This is a genomic window from Kitasatospora sp. NBC_00374 (assembly GCF_041434935.1).
Lineage (GTDB): Bacteria > Actinomycetota > Actinomycetes > Streptomycetales > Streptomycetaceae > Kitasatospora.
In genome coordinates, this window is record NZ_CP107964.1 from 4,925,591 (window position 1) to 4,942,431 (window position 16,841).

At 72.0% G+C, this 16,841-nt stretch carries 13 protein-coding genes and 1 pseudogene; 7 read left to right on the forward strand and 7 right to left on the reverse strand.

The features are described from left to right. Window positions 1-121: 121 nt before the first annotated feature. Together OG871_RS22210 and OG871_RS22215 are read left to right on the forward strand one after the other, a co-directional pair. Window positions 122-1,075: a hypothetical protein gene (locus tag OG871_RS22210; RefSeq protein WP_371498725.1), complete on the forward strand. Its 954-nt coding sequence runs from the start codon at window positions 122-124 to the stop codon at window positions 1,073-1,075. 125 nt (window positions 1,076-1,200) lie between these two features. After that, window positions 1,201-1,914 carry an HAD family hydrolase gene (locus OG871_RS22215; protein ID WP_371498726.1) on the forward strand — a complete coding sequence of 238 codons (714 nt, stop codon included), beginning with the start codon at window positions 1,201-1,203 and terminating at the stop codon, window positions 1,912-1,914. Window positions 1,915-1,972: 58 nt separating this feature from the next. On the opposite strand, the gene murJ is transcribed toward OG871_RS22215, so the two are convergent. Further along, window positions 1,973-3,868 (reverse strand): murein biosynthesis integral membrane protein MurJ, encoded by a 1,896-nt coding sequence (murJ, locus tag OG871_RS22220; protein ID WP_371498727.1) that lies wholly within the window; start codon window positions 3,866-3,868, stop codon window positions 1,973-1,975. Window positions 3,869-4,806: 938 nt separating this feature from the next. On the opposite strand from murJ, the gene OG871_RS22225 reads away from it, so the two are divergent. Beyond that, window positions 4,807-5,778: an RNA polymerase sigma factor RpoD/SigA gene (locus OG871_RS22225; protein ID WP_371498728.1), complete on the forward strand. Its 972-nt coding sequence runs from the start codon at window positions 4,807-4,809 to the stop codon at window positions 5,776-5,778. A gap of 138 nt (window positions 5,779-5,916) precedes the next feature. Further along, the gene (locus OG871_RS22230) at window positions 5,917-6,165 is read left to right on the forward strand and encodes a hypothetical protein (RefSeq protein WP_371498729.1); all 249 of its coding nucleotides are present in this window, start codon (window positions 5,917-5,919) and stop codon (window positions 6,163-6,165) included. 165 nt (window positions 6,166-6,330) lie between these two features. Here the strand turns inward: OG871_RS22230 and mscL are convergent. From mscL to OG871_RS22255, 5 genes and pseudogenes are all read right to left on the reverse strand, one after another. Beyond that, a pseudogene (gene mscL / locus OG871_RS22235) lies at window positions 6,331-6,746 on the reverse strand (large conductance mechanosensitive channel protein MscL). Between the two features lie 72 nt (window positions 6,747-6,818). Continuing rightward, on the reverse strand, window positions 6,819-7,106 hold the full coding sequence (locus OG871_RS22240) for a hypothetical protein (protein ID WP_371498730.1): 288 nt from the start codon (window positions 7,104-7,106) through the stop codon (window positions 6,819-6,821). Between the two features lie 388 nt (window positions 7,107-7,494). Continuing rightward, window positions 7,495-7,821 carry an FmdB family zinc ribbon protein gene (locus tag OG871_RS22245; protein WP_371498731.1) on the reverse strand — a complete coding sequence of 109 codons (327 nt, stop codon included), beginning with the start codon at window positions 7,819-7,821 and terminating at the stop codon, window positions 7,495-7,497. Between the two features lie 206 nt (window positions 7,822-8,027). Then, the gene (locus tag OG871_RS22250) at window positions 8,028-9,329 is read right to left on the reverse strand and encodes an MFS transporter (RefSeq protein WP_371498732.1); all 1,302 of its coding nucleotides are present in this window, start codon (window positions 9,327-9,329) and stop codon (window positions 8,028-8,030) included. Between the two features lie 327 nt (window positions 9,330-9,656). Then, window positions 9,657-11,141 carry a potassium/proton antiporter gene (locus tag OG871_RS22255; RefSeq protein WP_371498733.1) on the reverse strand — a complete coding sequence of 495 codons (1,485 nt, stop codon included), beginning with the start codon at window positions 11,139-11,141 and terminating at the stop codon, window positions 9,657-9,659. Window positions 11,142-11,369: 228 nt separating this feature from the next. Between OG871_RS22255 and OG871_RS22260 the strand changes: the two genes are divergently transcribed. After that, entirely contained in the window at window positions 11,370-14,102 is a 2,733-nt protein-coding gene (locus OG871_RS22260; RefSeq protein ID WP_371498734.1) for a penicillin acylase family protein, read from the forward strand. A 28-nt stretch (window positions 14,103-14,130) separates the two neighbouring features. Here the strand turns inward: OG871_RS22260 and OG871_RS22265 are convergent, their stop codons facing one another. Next, complete coding sequence (locus OG871_RS22265; RefSeq protein ID WP_371498735.1) at window positions 14,131-14,724, reverse strand: 5-formyltetrahydrofolate cyclo-ligase; 594 nt, start codon at window positions 14,722-14,724, stop codon at window positions 14,131-14,133. Window positions 14,725-14,784: 60 nt separating this feature from the next. Between OG871_RS22265 and OG871_RS22270 the strand changes: the two genes are divergently transcribed. Both OG871_RS22270 and galU read left to right on the forward strand, forming a co-directional pair. After that, on the forward strand, window positions 14,785-15,834 hold the full coding sequence (locus OG871_RS22270; protein WP_371498736.1) for a GGDEF domain-containing protein: 1,050 nt from the start codon (window positions 14,785-14,787) through the stop codon (window positions 15,832-15,834). Window positions 15,835-15,887: 53 nt separating this feature from the next. Further along, complete coding sequence (gene galU / locus OG871_RS22275) at window positions 15,888-16,808, forward strand: UTP--glucose-1-phosphate uridylyltransferase GalU (RefSeq protein WP_371498737.1); 921 nt, start codon at window positions 15,888-15,890, stop codon at window positions 16,806-16,808. Window positions 16,809-16,841 lie beyond the last annotated feature (33 nt).

Consider the following 16,841-nt stretch of genomic DNA (forward strand, 5'->3'; position numbering starts at 1 on the left):
CGCAGCAAGGGCCAGCCCACGAGGGAGATCCTCGGAAGCTGGCCCTTCGTCGTCGGCGGAGCCGGGGCGGGCCGGGCCGGGCCGGGGCGGGGTGTCCGGGTGGGTGCGTAGGGTGCGAGGCGTGCTGACGGATGACGAGTTGGAGAATCTGGTTGCCGCCTGCTGTGAGGGCGACGAGGAGGAAGCGGTGTGGGAGCTGGCGGCTGCGGCGGCCGGCGAGCCGGGGCGGGTGGCGCGGTACCACCGGCGGTTGCTGGGCGCCCGGGTGTTCGGGCGGAGCGAGGTCTATCGGGGTGCGGACCTGGCCACCACCGGGGCGCTGGTCGCGATGGTCGACGAGGGGGACCCGGAGCCGTACCTCCTGCGTGACTGCGTGGCCGCCGGTGATCCGGGTGTCGCGCATGAGGCGTTCGTGCGCTGGCGGGATTCCGTGGACATCGACGACCACACGCGTTCGGCCGGTTGGGAGTTGGACCGGGAGGGCCGGCGCCGGGACCTGGTGGTGGGCCGGGCGTTCGCGCTGCTGGCGGTCGACGAGGAGGCCGAGGCGGGGGAGGCGGTGTTCGGGGGTGAGTCGGGTGAGCACTGCCCCTGGTGCGGTATGGAGTTGCACTACGCGCTCGACCTGCCGCCCGGGTCGGCGGCCGCGAAGGCGCTCTCGCTGCCGACGGCGGACCACGTCCGGGTACTGGCCTGCCCGCGCTGCACCGACTACGGGACGGTCCTCAGCGAGTACGACGGCGAGGGCGGCTGTGTGTGGTCGGCCGGGAATGTCCGGCCGCCGTGGAACGGCCCGGTGCTCGACGGCTGGGACCCCTACCCGAATCGGCTGGTGCTCGGCCCGGCTCGGCCGCCGGGCGCAAGCGGATCGGCGTGGCACGACGGCGGATCGACGCTCGGCGGACAGCCGGAGTGGATCCAGGACCCGGAGCAGCCGGCCTGTTCGCGTTGCGGGCGGACGATGCTCTTCGTGTCGATGAACTGCGGCAGCGAGCTGTGGGGCGGCGAGGGCTGCCTGTACGTCTTCGTCGACCTGGACTGCCGCACCGGCGCGGTGCTCTACCAGCAGAGCTGACGCGGTGCGCCGGGGCCGGCCGGTTCGCAGGAGCACGTCCACCGGTCCCGGGGCGACGGCCGCCGCACCGCGGGCGCCTGACATCCTGGCGTGGACGTGACACGAGCAGGGGGAGAACGCACGGCATGGACACCCGCATCGCCCAGGTACCGGAGCCGGCTCTCGGGCGGTCCGCCGCCCGCCGGGATGTGGTCGAGCTGATCCTCTTCGACTGTGACGGCGTGCTCGTCGACAGTGAGCCGATCGCCGTCCGCACCCATGTCGCGCTGGGCGCCGAGTACGGCTGGCCGCTGAGCGAGGCCGAGGTGATCGAGGAGTTCGTCGGGCGCTCGACGGCGTCGATCGGGGAGAAGATCCGCGGGCGGCTCGGCGCCGCCGTGGCCGAGGCGTGGGACGAGCGGTTCCGCGAGCTTCACCGGGAGGCCGTGGACGCGGCGCTGCCGGCCGTCGACGGGATCGTCGAGGCGCTGGACGCCCTGGACGAGCGCGGGCTGCCGTACTGCGTCGCCTCCAGCGGGAGTCACGAGAAGATGCGGCACACCCTGGGCAGGACGGGCCTGTACGAGCGGTTCGCGGGGCGGATCTTCAGCGCCACCGAGGTCGCCCGGGGCAAGCCCGCACCGGACCTGTTCCTGCACGCCGCGCAGCGGCTGGGGGTCGCCCCGGTGCGGTGCGCCGTGGTCGAGGACAGTGCGCCCGGGGTGCAGGCCGCCCGGGCGGCCGGGATGGGGTCGTTCGGCTACGCGGGCGGGGTGACACCGGCCGCTCGGTTGGCCGGGCCCGGGACGGTGGTCTTCGACGACATGCGTGCCCTGCCGTCGCTGCTGACCGGCCCGTGACCGGCGGCCGGCCCAGGTCGGCCACGGCCAGCCCAACGTCGGCCCGGCCCGGCCGGGCTCAGCGTCGGTGGCGTCCGCTCGTGCCGGTGGCCGCCACGGGCTCCGGGTACGGGATGCGCAGCTTGCGGGCCAGCGGGCCCACGGCGGCGCCCGCGCCGAGCGGGCGGGCGAACGCGAACAGCGAGATCAGGACGGCCGCCGAGCCGGCCGCCAGACCGGCCAGGTTGCCGAGCAGGCCGGTGCCGAACCAGGCGGCGATCCAGTGGGCGGCCAGAGCGCCGGGCACACAGGCCAGCAGGATGGCCAGGTGCAGGGTGACCACCCGGCCGCCTTCGAGGCCGCTGGTCGGCTTCGCCCGGCGGGTGCTGAGGACGAGGGTGGCGTCCGGTGCGGCGGCCGGTTCGGCCGGCTGCGGAGCCGTGCGGAGCCGGCGGCCGAGTGCCCAGCCGGTGATGGTGACGCTGATCAGGCAGGCCACGGTCTGCGCGACGGCCATCCCGACGATGATCCAGCGCGGGTCCAGCAGCCAGAACGCGACGCAGGACAGACCGGCGTTGGTCCCGGTGCTGACCACCGTGAGCCAGAACGGGGTGCGGGCGTCGCCCATCGCGTAGAAGCCGCGGGCCAGCGCGTACTGGGCGCAGAACGCGGGCAGGCCGATCGCGAACGCGATCAGCACCTGGGCGACCACCCAGGTGTCGCCCGGCGTGGTCTTGCCGTGGCCGTAGGCGATCGTCGTGATCTGCGAGGCGAGGGCGACGAGCAGCACCGTGATCGGGATGATCATGGCGGCCGAGGAGCGCAGCATCCCCGAGAGGTCGGAGCCGATCCGGCTGAACTGGCCGGCGCTCGCCGCCCGGGACATCCCGGGGAGCAGCGCGGTGACCAGGGAGATGGTGATGACCCCCTGCGGGACGATGAACAGCTGGTAGGCGTTGGTGTAGGCGAGGTTGCCGAGACCCAGGTGCAGCTTGGCGTCGTCGGCGAGGTCGCCGGCGCGCGCGGTCAGCTGGCTGATCACCGCGAACGACAGCTGGGTGACGACGACCAGCAGCAGGGCCCAGCCGGCGGCGCGCAGCGGCTTGCCGAGCCCGGCGCCGCGCCAGTCGAAGCGGGGGTGCCAGCGGAAGCCGGAACTGCGCAGCGAGGGCAGCAGCCCGAGGGCCTGGACCACGATGCCCAGGGTGCTGCCGAGGCCGAGCAGCATGGTGTCGGAGGAGGTGACCTGCTCCACGCTCTGGGCGTTGCTGCCGACGACGGTGTAGAGGCCGAACACCGCGATCGCCACGACGTTGTTGAGCACCGGCGTCCACATCATGGCGCCGAAGCGGTCACGGGAGTTGAGCACCTGGCCGAACAGGGTGAAGACGCCGTAGAAGAAGATCTGCGGGAGGCAGTACCGGGCGAAGGCGATGGTGAGGTCCCGCTTCACGCCCGGCGGGTAGCCCGAGTACGCGTCGACGATCAGCGGGGACGCGAACCAGGCGGTGATGGTCAGGACGACCAGGGCCACCCCGCAGATCGTCAGCAGCCGGTCGGTGTAGGCGACGCCGCCGTCCTTGTGGGTCTGTGCGGCGTGCACCAGCTCCGGAACGAACACCGAGGCCAGGACGCCACCCATGAGCATCATGTAGACGACGTTGGGCAGCGAGTTGGCGATGTTGAAGGTGTCGCCGAGCGGCCCGGATCCCAGGGCGGCGACGATCATCGCGCTGCGGACGAATCCGAGGGCGCGCGACGCCATGGTGCCCAGCGCCATGATCAGGCCGTTGCGGCCGGCGGACGCGGCGGGCTTCTCGGCGGCCGGGGCGGAGGCCTGGGCCGGGACGGTCGGCGGCGCGGCCGGCATCGGCGGGGTGCCGGGGACGGCCTGCGACGGGATGCGCAGCGCCATGGTGGGCGGGTCGATGTACGCGTTCGGGTCGGAGGACCCGTCCGTCGTGTGCGTGGTCATCAGACCCCCGTCACTCGGTGCCTGGGAGGTGGTGCTGCGGGAAACCCCGCGACACCGGTCCGGCGAAACGTCGGTGTACGGAGGCGGCCTGTCGGACAAGGCCGACCAGGTCCGTGCCGGACTCGGCCTCCCCGCGCCGGGTGCGGACTGCACCCCAGCCGGAGAAGTCTGCCTTACCGCGGCACTCCCTGGGGAACCGGGTGCAGTGTGGTGATGATCGCCACGAGGGCGGTGACCCTGCGAAGTTGGGCATCAAGCGACCCCGATTGCGGGCGATTCGGGCGGTTCGTGACGATTTGGTCCACCGCATCGCAGGCTGATTCCGCTGGTGGAACACGGTTCCCCCGTCCTTCCGGTTCGCTCGACAGTGGTGTGACCTTCCTCACCGTCCGTCAGGAACCCCGGCCGATCGAGGCTGTTCCGGTCGGCCGGGCCGGTCGCGGATGTGCATGTGGTCGCGGATGTGGGCCGGTCGGCGATGCGGGGACTGGCGCCGGGTCGGATTGCTGCGCTGTCGCGGCACAACGGGCGGGGTGCGGTCGTTGTGCTGGATGGGGGTCGGTCGGAGTGTCGCTGCGGCATGACAGTCCCCTTCCCGGCGTGGCGAGCCCTTCCGGCGGCCGGTGAGTCGCAATTCGGCATCTTCTGTGCCGGGTTGGCGCCTACCCGGTGAACGCGAGGCGTGTGTCCGCCGTCACGCTGGGTGCCCGAGCGGGTGAAAATGGGCAGGGTACTCCATCAAGGGAGAAAATCTGAGGGAGTTGGGAATGTTGTCCGATTTCTGTGCGTTGGATCGTTACGTGTGAGCCTCGGTGAGGCCCGCGCATCTCTTTGAGCCCGTGGATCTCCCCGCGGGGTCCCTGGTGGATCCCGCTGTACCGATCCGCCTGATCGGCGCAGACGCAGGCAGACCCGGCAACACCAGCAAGGGAGCAAGCATGGCCACCCGTGCCGTCGTTCGCGACAGGGCCGACCGGACTCGCTCGGCCCGCCCGACCAACTTCGAGGCCGACCGCGACCTCGTCGGCATGTATCTCGACGAGATCGCCAGGACACCCCTGCTCGATGCCGCCGAGGAGGTCGAGCTCTCGCTTCGGATCGAGGCCGGTGTCTACGCCCAGCACCTGCTGGACGAGGGCCCACTCCCGAAGGGCATGACCCGGGAGGAGCTGGAGGTGATAGCGGAGGACGCCGAGCGCGCCAAGGACGTCTTCATCCGCTCCAATCTGCGACTCGTGGTCGCGGTGGCCCGGCGCTACCCGCGAAGCGGCCTGCCCCTGCTGGATCTCATACAGGAGGGCAACGCGGGCCTCGTCCGCGCCGTCGAGAAGTTCGACTACTCCAAGGGCTTCAAGTTCTCCACCTACGCGACGTGGTGGATCCGGCAGGCGATCACCCGGTCGATCGCCGACCAGTCGCGGACGATCCGGCTGCCCGTCCACCTGGTGGAGGAGCTGGGACGGATCCGCCGCGTGCAGCGCGAGAAGGCGAAGGAACTCGGCCGCGAGCCCGAGCCGGCCGAGGTCGGCGCCGAGCTGGACATCAGCGAGCAGCGGGTCAAGGACGTGCTCGACTGGGCCCGGGACCCGGTCAGCCTGAACATGTCGGTGGACGACGAGGGCGAGACCCAGTTCGGCGACCTGGTGGAGGACACCGGGGCTGTCTCTCCCGAGGACGCGGTGATGGTGATGCTCCGCCGCGAGGAGCTCGACACGCTGATCGACCGGCTGGACGACCGGACGGCGTCGATCATCCGCTCCCGCTACGGCATGGAGGACGGCCGTGAGCGGACGCTCACGGAGGTGGGCAAGCAGCACGGTCTGACCAGGGAGCGCATCCGGCAGATCGAGAAGCACGCGCTGGCCGAACTGAAGAAGATCGCCGACCACGCGGGCTTCGAGGCGGCCTGACCGCTGCCCGCCGCCGCCGGGCGGGGACTGTGGGGGTGAGCACGGGAGCCGACGGCCCCGGTACGGCTGCGGCTGTGCCGGGGCCGACCGCTGCCCGGCCTAGGCTTGGTGGGGCGGCGACGATGGAGGCAGGGCGAGATGGCTGAGCAGGACGCGGAGCGGGACACGGGCAGGGACACGGACCGGGGGCAGGGTGAGGGGCACGGCGACGGGCGGAAGCCGGAGCGGGACCGCCCGGCACCGAAGGCGCGGCTGGTCTTCGGAGATCCGCTGGAGCGGCAGACCAGTGACGACACCGACCAGGGCTGGGGTGAGCGCCCCGGTGGCGGTGGCGGACGGGGCCTGGACTGGTACCTCAGCCAGCGGCCGCCCCACCACGGGGACTGATCGACGGGGACTGGGACTGGGACTGGGACTGGGACTGATACGACGGGCGCCGGCCGACGGGGACCGATCGGGACCGGCCGGGCGGGAGCGTCCGGGGGCGGCGACCCCCGGCGCCGGCGGAGCGGTGGCAGGGACAGGGACAGGGGCAGGGACAGGGGCAGTCGGTCAGCGCTGATTGACCAGGGCGTCCCGGATCTCGGCGAGGAGCACGACCTCCTTGACCTCGGCCTCGGCCGCGACCTCGTCGACGGACTTGCGCTTGGCCATGAAGTGGTTCATCGGCAGGATGAGCGCGAAGTAGACCACCGCCGCGACGATCACGAACTGCAGGAGACGCTCAGCACCGAGCCCCACAGGATGTAGATGCCCGAGGTCACGGCGCCCGAGGCGTCCACCGTGCAGGGGCCCTTCAGGCAGGAACGGTAGGCGGCGAGGTCCTCCGTGCCGAAGACTCCGACCAGCGGATTGATGACGCCCGTGACGAACGCGTTGACGACGGTGGTGAATGCGGCGCCGATGACCACGGCGACGGCGAGGTCCACGACGTTGCCGCGGAGCAGGAATTCCTTGAAGCCCTTCATGCTGCGCTGAACGGCGACTGGCGCAATCGTCACGGGTGAATTCCCGGGTGTCGGGTTGACGTACTCGGGCGCTCAGCCGGGCGATGCCGGGCCGCCGGGGCAGTGGGCGGCGTTGTTCTGTCCGACGACGGGCGCGATGGTCGCGGGCGGCGGCGGGCCGAGTCGCAACGGGCCCGCGGAGAGCGCTGCGGCCGCGGCCAGCAGGCCTGCCACCAGCATGCCGGGCCGGTGCCGGACGGCCTGCCGGAGCCGGTGCCGCCCACCGCCGCCGGGCCGGATCGGCGGGAAGAGGGGGACCTCCTGGCGCGGGGGAACGGCGGGTGCCTGCGGCGGGGGAGTGAGGTGGGCAGCCATGGTCATGGTGGGGCACCGCCTTCGGGCGCTGGATTCCACGGGCGCCGGTCGGGCCCGCCGGAACCCAGGGTGCGCCGACGGCCGAGCTGCAGGAATGCCCCCGGGAATTCCTGTGGACAACCCCGCCCTGTGGACAACTCGCGTCCCCCACGCGAGTGAACGGCCGCCAGGTGTTGACGTCGCAACGGCCTCCGCGCCACGGCGAAGCGACCACCGGCACCGACATCGAAACCGACACCGACATCGGCCTCGGCGACCGGCCACCGCAGAACGCCGACGGCCCGGCACCGCCGCATCGCTGCGGGGTGCCGGGCCATCGTGAGTTCTGCTGTCGTGCCGTCCCCCGGCCACGTCCTCGGCAGGGCTGCGGGCAGAGGACGTGTCTCGCGCCGCCTCAGCTCGCGGCGGGCGCGGACGCCGGCGCGGACGAAGAGGTGGAGGAGCTGCTGCCGGAACCGCCGGAGGTCGATCCCGAGGACCCGGTGGAGGAGGAGCCGGTGGACGAGGAGGACGAGGCCCCCGGGGTCACCGAGCTGCTGGACGAGGAGCGGCTGTCGGTCCGGTAGAAACCCGAGCCCTTGAAGACCACACCCACGGCCGAGAAGACCTTGCGGAGCTTCCCCTGGCACTCGGGGCACGTGGTCAGCGCCTCGTCGGTGAACTTCTGCACCGCCTCCAGGCCGGTCCCGCACTCGGTGCACTGGTACTGGTACGTGGGCACTTGCTCTTCCTCCTGCACTTCCCCCTGGCACTCTGGCCTGATGAGTGCTAACGATCCTCAATCATGCGGTATTCCGTTGATTGAGTCCAGCGCTCCGGATGTGATCCGAGTGTCAGCCGTCGTGCCGGCCGTCGTGCTGGCCGCCGTGCCGGCCGCCGTGCCGGCCGTCACCGCACCGCCACGGCCGGCGTCGGCCCGGAGGGTGCTCAGCTCTCCGCGGCCGCGATCTTCGCGCCCCTGGGCGCCGCGCCGGCGCTGCGGGCGACCGTCCGGCTGCGGGTGCCGGGTGCCACCAGCAGGCGGCGCAGGGCGACCAGTGCGGCCAGGCCGATTCCGGCACCGGCGACCGGCACCAGGAACCCGGCGGAGGGGCCGCTCCGGTCGATCAGCTGTCCGGCGACGGTCGAGCCGATCGCCAGCCCGAGGCCGATCGCGCCGGTCAGCCAGGTGAAGGCCTCGGTCTTGGCGCCGTCGGCGACCAGGGTCTCGACCAGGGTGTACCCGGTGATCAGCGTGGGTGCGATGGCGAGTCCGCAGAACAGTCCGGCGATGGTCAGCGCGACCAGGTTGGGCATCGCCCAGAGCGTGGAGCAGCCGACCACCAGCAGCGCGTAGCAGAACAGCATCCGCTGCCGGGCCGAGCGCTTCCAGCCGACCATGCCGTAGAGCACACCGGCCACCATGGAGCCGCCGGCGAAGATCCCGTAGACGGTGCCGCTGGCGCTGCCCCGGCCGATCGACTCGGTGAAGGCGGTGACCGAGACCTGCATGGCGCCGAAGACGGTGCCCACGCCCAGGAACGAGGCGGCCAGCAGCCGGACGCCGGGGGAGGCGAGGGCCGAGACCCGGCGCGCGCCCTCGACCCGCGGGTGGCGGACGGGGGCGGTACGGCGCTGCGCGGCGAAGGCCAGTCCGCCGGCCACCGTCAGGGTGGCTTCGGCGATCAGTCCGGCCGCCGGGCTGACCTGGGTCGCGATCGCTGTGGCCAGGACCGGGCCGACCACGAAGGTGAACTCGTCGGTCACCGATTCGAACGCGAAGGCCGTGTTCAGCATGGCGGGCTGGTCGGAGAGCCGGCCGACCCAGCGGGCCCGGACCATCGCACCGATCTGCGGCACGCTGGCGCCGGCCGGTGCGGCGGCCAGGAACAGCGCCCAGGCCGGGGCGTGCCCGAGGGCCAGCGCGATCAGGGCGCCGACCGACAGCGCGTGCACGGCGACGCTGGGCAGCAGCACGGCGGCCTGGCCGTAGCGGTCGGCCAGGCGTCCGGTCTGCGGCCCGACGAGGGCCTGGGCGACGGCGGAGACCGCCGCGACGGTGCCGGCCGTGCCGTACGAGCCATGGGTCTTCAGGACCAGCAGGACGATGCCCAGGCTGAGCATCGCGTAGGGGAGCCGGGCGGCGAAGGCCGGGGCCAGGAACGTCCAGGCGCCGGGGGTGCGCAGCAGCGCTCCGTAGCCGGCGCGGGCAGGGGCGGTGGGGCTGTCGACCGTTCGGCGGGCCGTCACGGTCGGTCCTTCCTGCTGCCTGGTAGCGCACACAGGGCAGGGAGAGCCCCGACGGCGCCGAGAGTCGTCCTCTCGCGCGTCGACCGGGGTAGATACCGGGTCCGGCTGGCCGGGTCGTGGAAGCGGGGGCCAGAGATCACAGTTCACTGCGGACCGCGGCCGCCGAGCGGTCGCGCCAACTCTGCTTCAGGCAGATGTTGCGGGTGATTCAGTCAGTTCGATGCGTATCAACCTTCATAGTAGCGGGTGCCGGCGGCCCGGGCCTGGCAACGGAAGGTGAACAGGAGCACATCCGCGACCCTGCCGCCCGTTCCCGCCCGGGCCCGGTTACCGTCCCCGTAGCCAGCCCGCGAGCTTGCCGCCCTTGTCCACCGCGCGCAGCCGCCGTTCCGCGGCCTCGCCGACGGCGTCGGTGGTGACCACCAGGAGCTCGTCGCCGGCCCGCAGCACGGTGGCCCGGTCCGGGACGAAGCTCGCGCCGTCGCGGACCACCAGGGTGACCGCGGCGCCCTTGGGCAGCCGCAGCTCGCTGACCTCGACGCCGGAGATCCGGGACTCCGCCGACAGGGAGACCGACAGCAGGTGGCCGTGGAGTTTCTCCAGCGGCGCGGACTCGATCCCGAGGTCCTGGCCGAGCGAGCCCTCGCCGATCCGCAGCCACCTGGCCACCAGCGGCAGGGTCGGGCCCTGGAGCAGGGTGAAGACCACGACCAGGATGAAGACGATGTTGAAGAGTTCCTGGGCCTTGGGCACGCCGGCGACGAGGGGGATGGTGGCGAGCACGATGGGCACCGCGCCGCGCAGTCCGGCCCAGCTGAGCAGGGCCTGCTCGCGCCAGGGCAGCCGGAACGGGGTCATGGTGGCCAGCACCGAGGCCGGCCGGGCGACGAAGACCAGCACGGTGCCGACGACCAGGGCCGGGACGACGGCGGACCTCATCGAGGCGGGGGTGCACAGCAGGCCGAGGACCACGAACATGCCGATCTGGCCGATCCAGGCGAGCCCGTCGGCGAAGCCGCGGACGGCGGGGCCGTGCGGCAGCTTGCTGTTCCCGAGTACCACCGAGGCGATGTACACGGCCAGGAAGCCGGAGCCGTGCAGCAGCGCGCCGCCGGCGTAGGCGAGCACCACCAGCGCCAGCACGGCGATCGGGTAGAGGCCGGAGGAGGGCAGGGCGACGTGCTTGACCCCGTACGCGCCCAGCCGGCCGACCGTGTAGCCGACGGCCGCGCCGATGGCGAGCTCGGCGATGATGATGCCGACCATCAGGTACCAGGGGTCGAGCTCGCCGGCGGTGGCGAAGGAGACCACCAGGATCACCACGGGGGCGTCGTTGAACCCGGACTCGGCCTCCAGCAGGCCGGTCAGCCGCTCGGGCAGCGGCACCATCCGGAGCACCGAGAAGACCGCCGCGGCGTCGGTGGAGGAGACGATCGCGCCGAGCAGCATGCTGGTCCGCCAGTCCAGGCCGACCAGCAGGTGGGCGCCGGCCGCGGTGACGAACACGCTGACGGCGACGCCCAGGGTGGCGAGCACGGTGGCGGCCGGCATCACCGGCTTTATCGCCTTCCAGCTGGTCTTGAGGCCGCCCTCGGCGAGGATCACGACCAGGGCGGCATAGCCGAGGACCTGGGTGAGCTCGGCGTTGTTGAAGGTGATGCCGAGGCCGTTCTGGCCCAGGGCGACGCCGATGCCGAGGTAGATCAACAGGCTGGGAAGGCCGGAGCGGGTGGAGATGCGCACGGCGACCACCGCGACCAGAAGGATCACGGAGAACTCGAGCAGGAACTGGTTCAGCTGGTCGACGGTCACGCAGGAGCACCTCGGTGTCGTGAGGGGGCAGCTGATGAATCGTTACTCAGTCTAACATTTTACCTGATCTTTGATATCGCTCTCCAGCCACCCGCCCAGGTCCCGCGGCCACCCTCTCCAGGTATCGTCCCCCTGATCCACCGTGGGCGTCCCCCGTGTTCGTCCGCCACCTGAGTCGCCCTAATGTGGTGACCTGTCACGGCCGCCATCTCCCAGCCAAGGATCCGGATGTCCCGCTCGAAGAAGTTCCGGCGCGCTCGCCTGATCGTGATCGTGCTGGCCGTGCTGCTGGTCGCCACCGTGACCGGTGGCGGCTACTGGGGGGTGCGCACCGTCCACGCCTCCTTCCCGGCGGTCGAAGGCACCGTGAAGGTGGCCGGGATGACCGCGCCGGTCGACGTGAAGCGGGACGCCAACGGCATCCCTCAGCTGTACGCCGACACCAATGCCGACCTGTTCCGGGCCCAGGGCTACGTCCAGGCCCAGGACCGGTTCTGGGAGATGGACGTCCGACGGCACGTCACCGCCGGGCGGCTGTCCGAAATGTTCGGTTCGAGCCAGATTGAGACCGACGGCTTCCTGCGCACCATGGGCTGGCGCCAGGTCGCGCAGCAGGAGTACGACAGCAAGCTCTCCGAGGACACCAAGAAGAACCTGCAGGCCTACACGGACGGCGTGAACGCCTGGCTGGACGAGCACCAGGGCGGATCGAGCGCCTCGCTGGAGTACACCCTGCTCGGGGCCGTCAACGACGACTACAAGCCCGAGAAGTGGGACCCGGTCGACTCGGTGGCCTGGCTGAAGGCGATGGCCTGGAACCTCTCCGGCAACATGCAGGAGGAGATCGACCGCGCCCTGCTCGCGCAGGACTTCGGCCAGGACAAGATCGCCCAGCTCTACCCGGACTATCCCTACGCCCGCAACGGCACCATCGTGAAGGCCGGCGCCGTCGGCGCCGACGGCACCTTCAAGCCGGCCGACGGCTCCACCGCCCCGGGCTCGCCGACCGGTGCCACCGCGCAGAGCCGGGCCGCCACCGACGCGCTGCTCAAGGACGTCTCCGACAAGATCTCCGGGATGCCGCAGCTGCTCGGCCGGCAGGGCCAGGGCATCGGCTCCAACTCCTGGGTCGTCGACGGCAAGCACACCACCACCGGGCTGCCGCTGCTCGCCAACGACCCCCACCTGGGCCCCGGGATGCCCTCGGTCTGGTACCAGATGGGGCTGCACTGCCGCACGGTCGGCAAGGGCTGCACCTACGACACCGCGGGCTTCACCTTCGCCGGCATGCCCGGTGTGGTCATCGGCCACAACAAGGACATCTCCTGGGGCTTCACCAACCTCGGCGCCGACGTCACCGACCTCTACCTGGAGAAGGTCACCGGCCCGGACACCTACCTGGTCGACGGCAAGGAGGCGAAGTTCAAGGCCCGCAAGGAGACCATCAAGGTCGCCGGCGGCGAGGACCGGACCATCACCGTCCGCACCACCCAGGACGGCCTGCCGCTGATCTCCGACCAGAGCACCGAGCAGCAGCACGTCGGCCAGAACGCCCCGGTCGGCAACGCCGCCCCGGACCGCGCGGCCGGCTACGGCGTCGCCCTGCAGTGGACGGCCCTGACCCCCTCCAACACCATGGACGCGGTCTTCAAGATCGACCAGGCCACCGGCTGGTCCGACTTCCGCAGCGCCGCCGAGGACTTCGCCGTCCCCGCGCAGAACCTGATCTACGCCGACACCAAGGGCAACATCGGCTACCAGGCGCCCGGCATGATCCCGCAGCGGACCAAGGGCGACGGCACCTACCCCGCCCCCGGCTGGGACTCCTCGTACGGCTGGAAGAAGGACTACATCCCCTTCAAGGCCCTGCCCTACAGCTTCAACCCCACGGCCGGGTACATCGTCACCGCCAACCAGGCCGTGGTCGACCCGGGCTACAAGTACCTGCTGACCAAGGACTGGGAGTACGGCACCCGGGCCAAGGAGATCACCGACCAGCTCGACGCCCGCCTGAAGAACGGCGGCAAGATCTCCCCGGACGACATGCAGGCCATCCAGCTGGACAACACCAGCGTGATGGCGCAGACGCTGGTCCCGCTGCTGCTCAAGGTGCAGATCGACGACCCGTACGTCCGCGAGGCCCAGGACCTGCTCAAGGACTGGAACTTCCACCAGGACGCCGACTCGGCCGCCGCCGCCTACTACAACGGCGTCTGGCGCCAGCTCCTCACCCTGGCCTTCGGGCAGAAGTTCCCGGCCGGGCTGCGGGCCGAGGGCGACTGCCTGCTGGTCCGGCAGAAGCGCGACGCCACGCTGCCCGAGGGCGCCGTCGGCAACACCACCCAGGCCGTCACCGAGTGCGGCACCCGCGAGGCCAAGAACGCCCAGCCGGACGGCGGCGACCGGTGGACCGAGACGGTCCGGCAGCTGCTCACCCAGCCCGACAACGGCTGGTGGGACTACATCGACTCCAACCACCGCTCCCAGCACGGCCTGGACAGCCTGCTCGGCGAGGCCATGAAGGACGCCCGCCAGGACCTCACCGCCCAGCTGGGCAAGGACATCAAGACCTGGAGCTGGGGCCGGCTGCACACGCTGACCCTCAAGGAGCAGACCATCGGCAGCGACGACTCCTCGATCGCCTCGGGCGTGGTCCGCCGGCTGCTCAACCGCGGCCCCTACCGGCTCTCCGGCGGCACCGCCGCAGTCGACGCGGCCGGCTGGAACGCGGCGGCCGGGTACCAGGTCGACTGGATCCCGTCGATGCGGATGGTGGTCGACCTGAGCGACTTCGACGCCTCCCACTGGATCAACGTCGGGGGCGCCTCCGGCCACGCCTTCCACCAGAACTACAACGACCAGACCCAGCTCTGGGCGGACGGCAAACTGCTGCCCTGGGCCTTCTCGGCGGACGCGGTCAGCAAGTCCGCCAAGCACACCATGACGCTGACCGCGGGCTGAGCCGCCGGCCGCCCCGCCCCGGGGCGGCTCAGCGGCCGAAGCGGGTCACCCCGGACGGGGTGACCGCCGCGTCCACCGGCAGGTCGTGCGGCTCGGCCGGCACCTCGTCCAGCAGCTCCGGGTCGTACAGCAGGGTGGCCAGGTACGGCCGCGCCCCGGCCGCCGTCAGCCGGGCCAGCACCCGGTCGTACGACCCGCCGCCGCGGCCGAGGCGGATGCCGCGGCGGTCGACCGCCAGCCCCGGCAGCAGCACCAGCCCGGCCGCGCACACCGCGGCCGGGCCGAGCCGTTCCCCGGTCGGCTCCAGCAGGCCCCGTGCGGCCGCGGCCAGGCCCTCGACGCCCCGGTACTCGGCCCAGTCCAGGTCGTTGTCCGGCAACAGGACCGGCAGCAGCACCCGCACCCGCCGGGCCAGCAGCGCGTCCAGCAGGGGCCCGGTGCCCGGCTCCGCGCCCACCGACACGTACGCCGCCACCGTCGAGTCCGGGGCCGCGAGCTGCCCGGCACGCTCCGCCAGGGCCTCGGCCGCCGTGGCCCGTTCGGCGGAGGTCAGCGCCCGCCTGCGCGCCAGCAGCCGTGACCTCAGTGGGGCCTTGTCGTTGGACAAAGGATTGGCACTCATGGGATCTCCACAGCTCGGCACCGGCTCGGTGTGCAGAGCCTGACACGCGGAAGGCCACCGATGTCCACCCCGCTCCTGGCGCAGGCCCTGGCTCCGATCGGCGCGGCCGCGCTGGCCACCGCCGGGTGGTGCGTGGTGAAGCTGCGCCGGACCACCACCGAGACGGCCGCCCGGGAGGACGGGCTGCGGCAGCGGGTCGCCGAACTGGAACAGGAGTGCGCCGAGCTGCAGCGCACCGCGGCCTGCGACCCGCTCACCGGGGTGTGGAACTACCGGCACCTCCAGCTCACCCTGGACAAGGAGATCGAGCGCTCCCGCCGGGCCGAGCAGACCGAGGGCCACCGCCGCCCGCTCGCACTGCTGATGCTGGAGATCGCCGGATTCGAGGCGATCGTGGCCGAGCACGGCCGGGGTCGGGGCAACGCCATCCTGCGGGACCTGGTCCAGCGGCTCAGCATCGAGATCCGCCGCTCCGACACTCTCGGCCGGTACGGCGGCGAGGAGTTCCTGATCCTCCTTCCCGACACGGGGGCCGAAGGCGCCGTGCAGGTGGCCGAGCGGCTCTGCTGGGCCGTCCGCCGCCACCAGCTGCTGGACTGGTCGCCCGCGGGCCCGGCCCCGCGCCGCCCGGCCGGCGGCAACGGCCTCAGCGCCGCGATCGGCATCGCCGAACTTCCCCGGGACGGCGGCCACGCCGCCCTGCTGCTGCGTGCCGCGGACCGGGCCCTGGGCGAGGCCCGCCACGCCGGCGGCGACTGCTGGCGCGACGGCGTGCAGCGCCCGGCCGTCGAGCGCGCCGCACCGCCGGAGCCGGCCGCACCCGGACCGGTCGCCCCGGAGGCATCCGGAACGGACACCGCCGGAGAGGTCGCCCACGAAGGTCCCGGCGGCGAACGGGCCGGCCGGGATCGGCCCGGGTCCGGCGAAGGCCGGGGGACACCGCCCGTCGACACCGCGGTCGCACAACCGCCTCGCAGCCATCACCTGGCCTTTCCGGACGCGGTCGCCGCGCCCGGTAGTGTGTCCACCTGCGCAGGCAAGGCCCCACTCACCTCTGCCGGCACATCCCGCGCCACCGCCAAGGGCGCGTCCCGGGATACGGTTTCATAGTCGGTTCACGTCACTCTCAGTTGGGCGCACGCACGCCTTAGTAAGGTCAACGCATGACGAAGACGAACGCCCGCACCCCCGTCACCAAGGCCGTCGTGCCCGCGGCCGGGCTGGGGACCCGGTTCCTGCCGGCGACCAAGGCGACTCCCAAGGAGATGCTGCCGGTCGTCGACAAGCCCGCCATCCAGTACGTCGTCGAAGAGGCCTCCGCCGCCGGGCTGTCCGACATACTGATGGTCACCGGCCGTAACAAGCGGGCCCTCGAGGACCACTTCGACCGCGCGTACGAGCTGGAGGAGCTCCTCACCCGCAAGGGCGACCACGACCGGCTGCGCCGCGTCCAGGAGTCCGTGCAGCTCGCCAACATGCACTACGTCCGCCAGGGCGACCCCAAGGGCCTCGGCCACGCCGTCCTGGTCGCCGAACAGCACGTGGCGGGCCAGCCGTTCGCCGTCCTGCTCGGCGACGACCTGATCGACCCGCGTGACCCGCTGCTCTCCCGCATGATCGAGGTCCAGCAGGAACTCGGCGGCTCCGTCGTCGCGTTGATGGAGGTCGACCCCTCCCAGATCCACCTCTACGGCTGCGCCGCCGTCAAGCCCAACGGCTTCGGCGAGGACGTCTTCCGGATCACCGACCTGGTCGAGAAGCCCGACACCGAGGACGCGCCGTCCAACTACGCGGTGATCGGCCGCTACGTGCTGGACCCGGCCGTGTTCGAGGTGCTGCGCAACACGCCGCCCGGCCGCGGCGGCGAGATCCAGCTGACCGACGCGCTGCGCGAGCTCGCGGCCCGCGACGACTCCGCGGGCGGCCCCGTCCACGGCGTGCTCTTCAAGGGCCGCCGCTACGACACCGGCGACCGCGCCGACTACCTCCGCGCTATCGTCCGTCTGGCGTCCGAACGAGAGGACCTCGGCCCGGAGTTCCGGTCCTGGCTCAAGGAGTTCGTCGCCACCGAGATGCAGGGCTGAACCGTACGAGAGTGAGCGTGAGGCGATGACCGG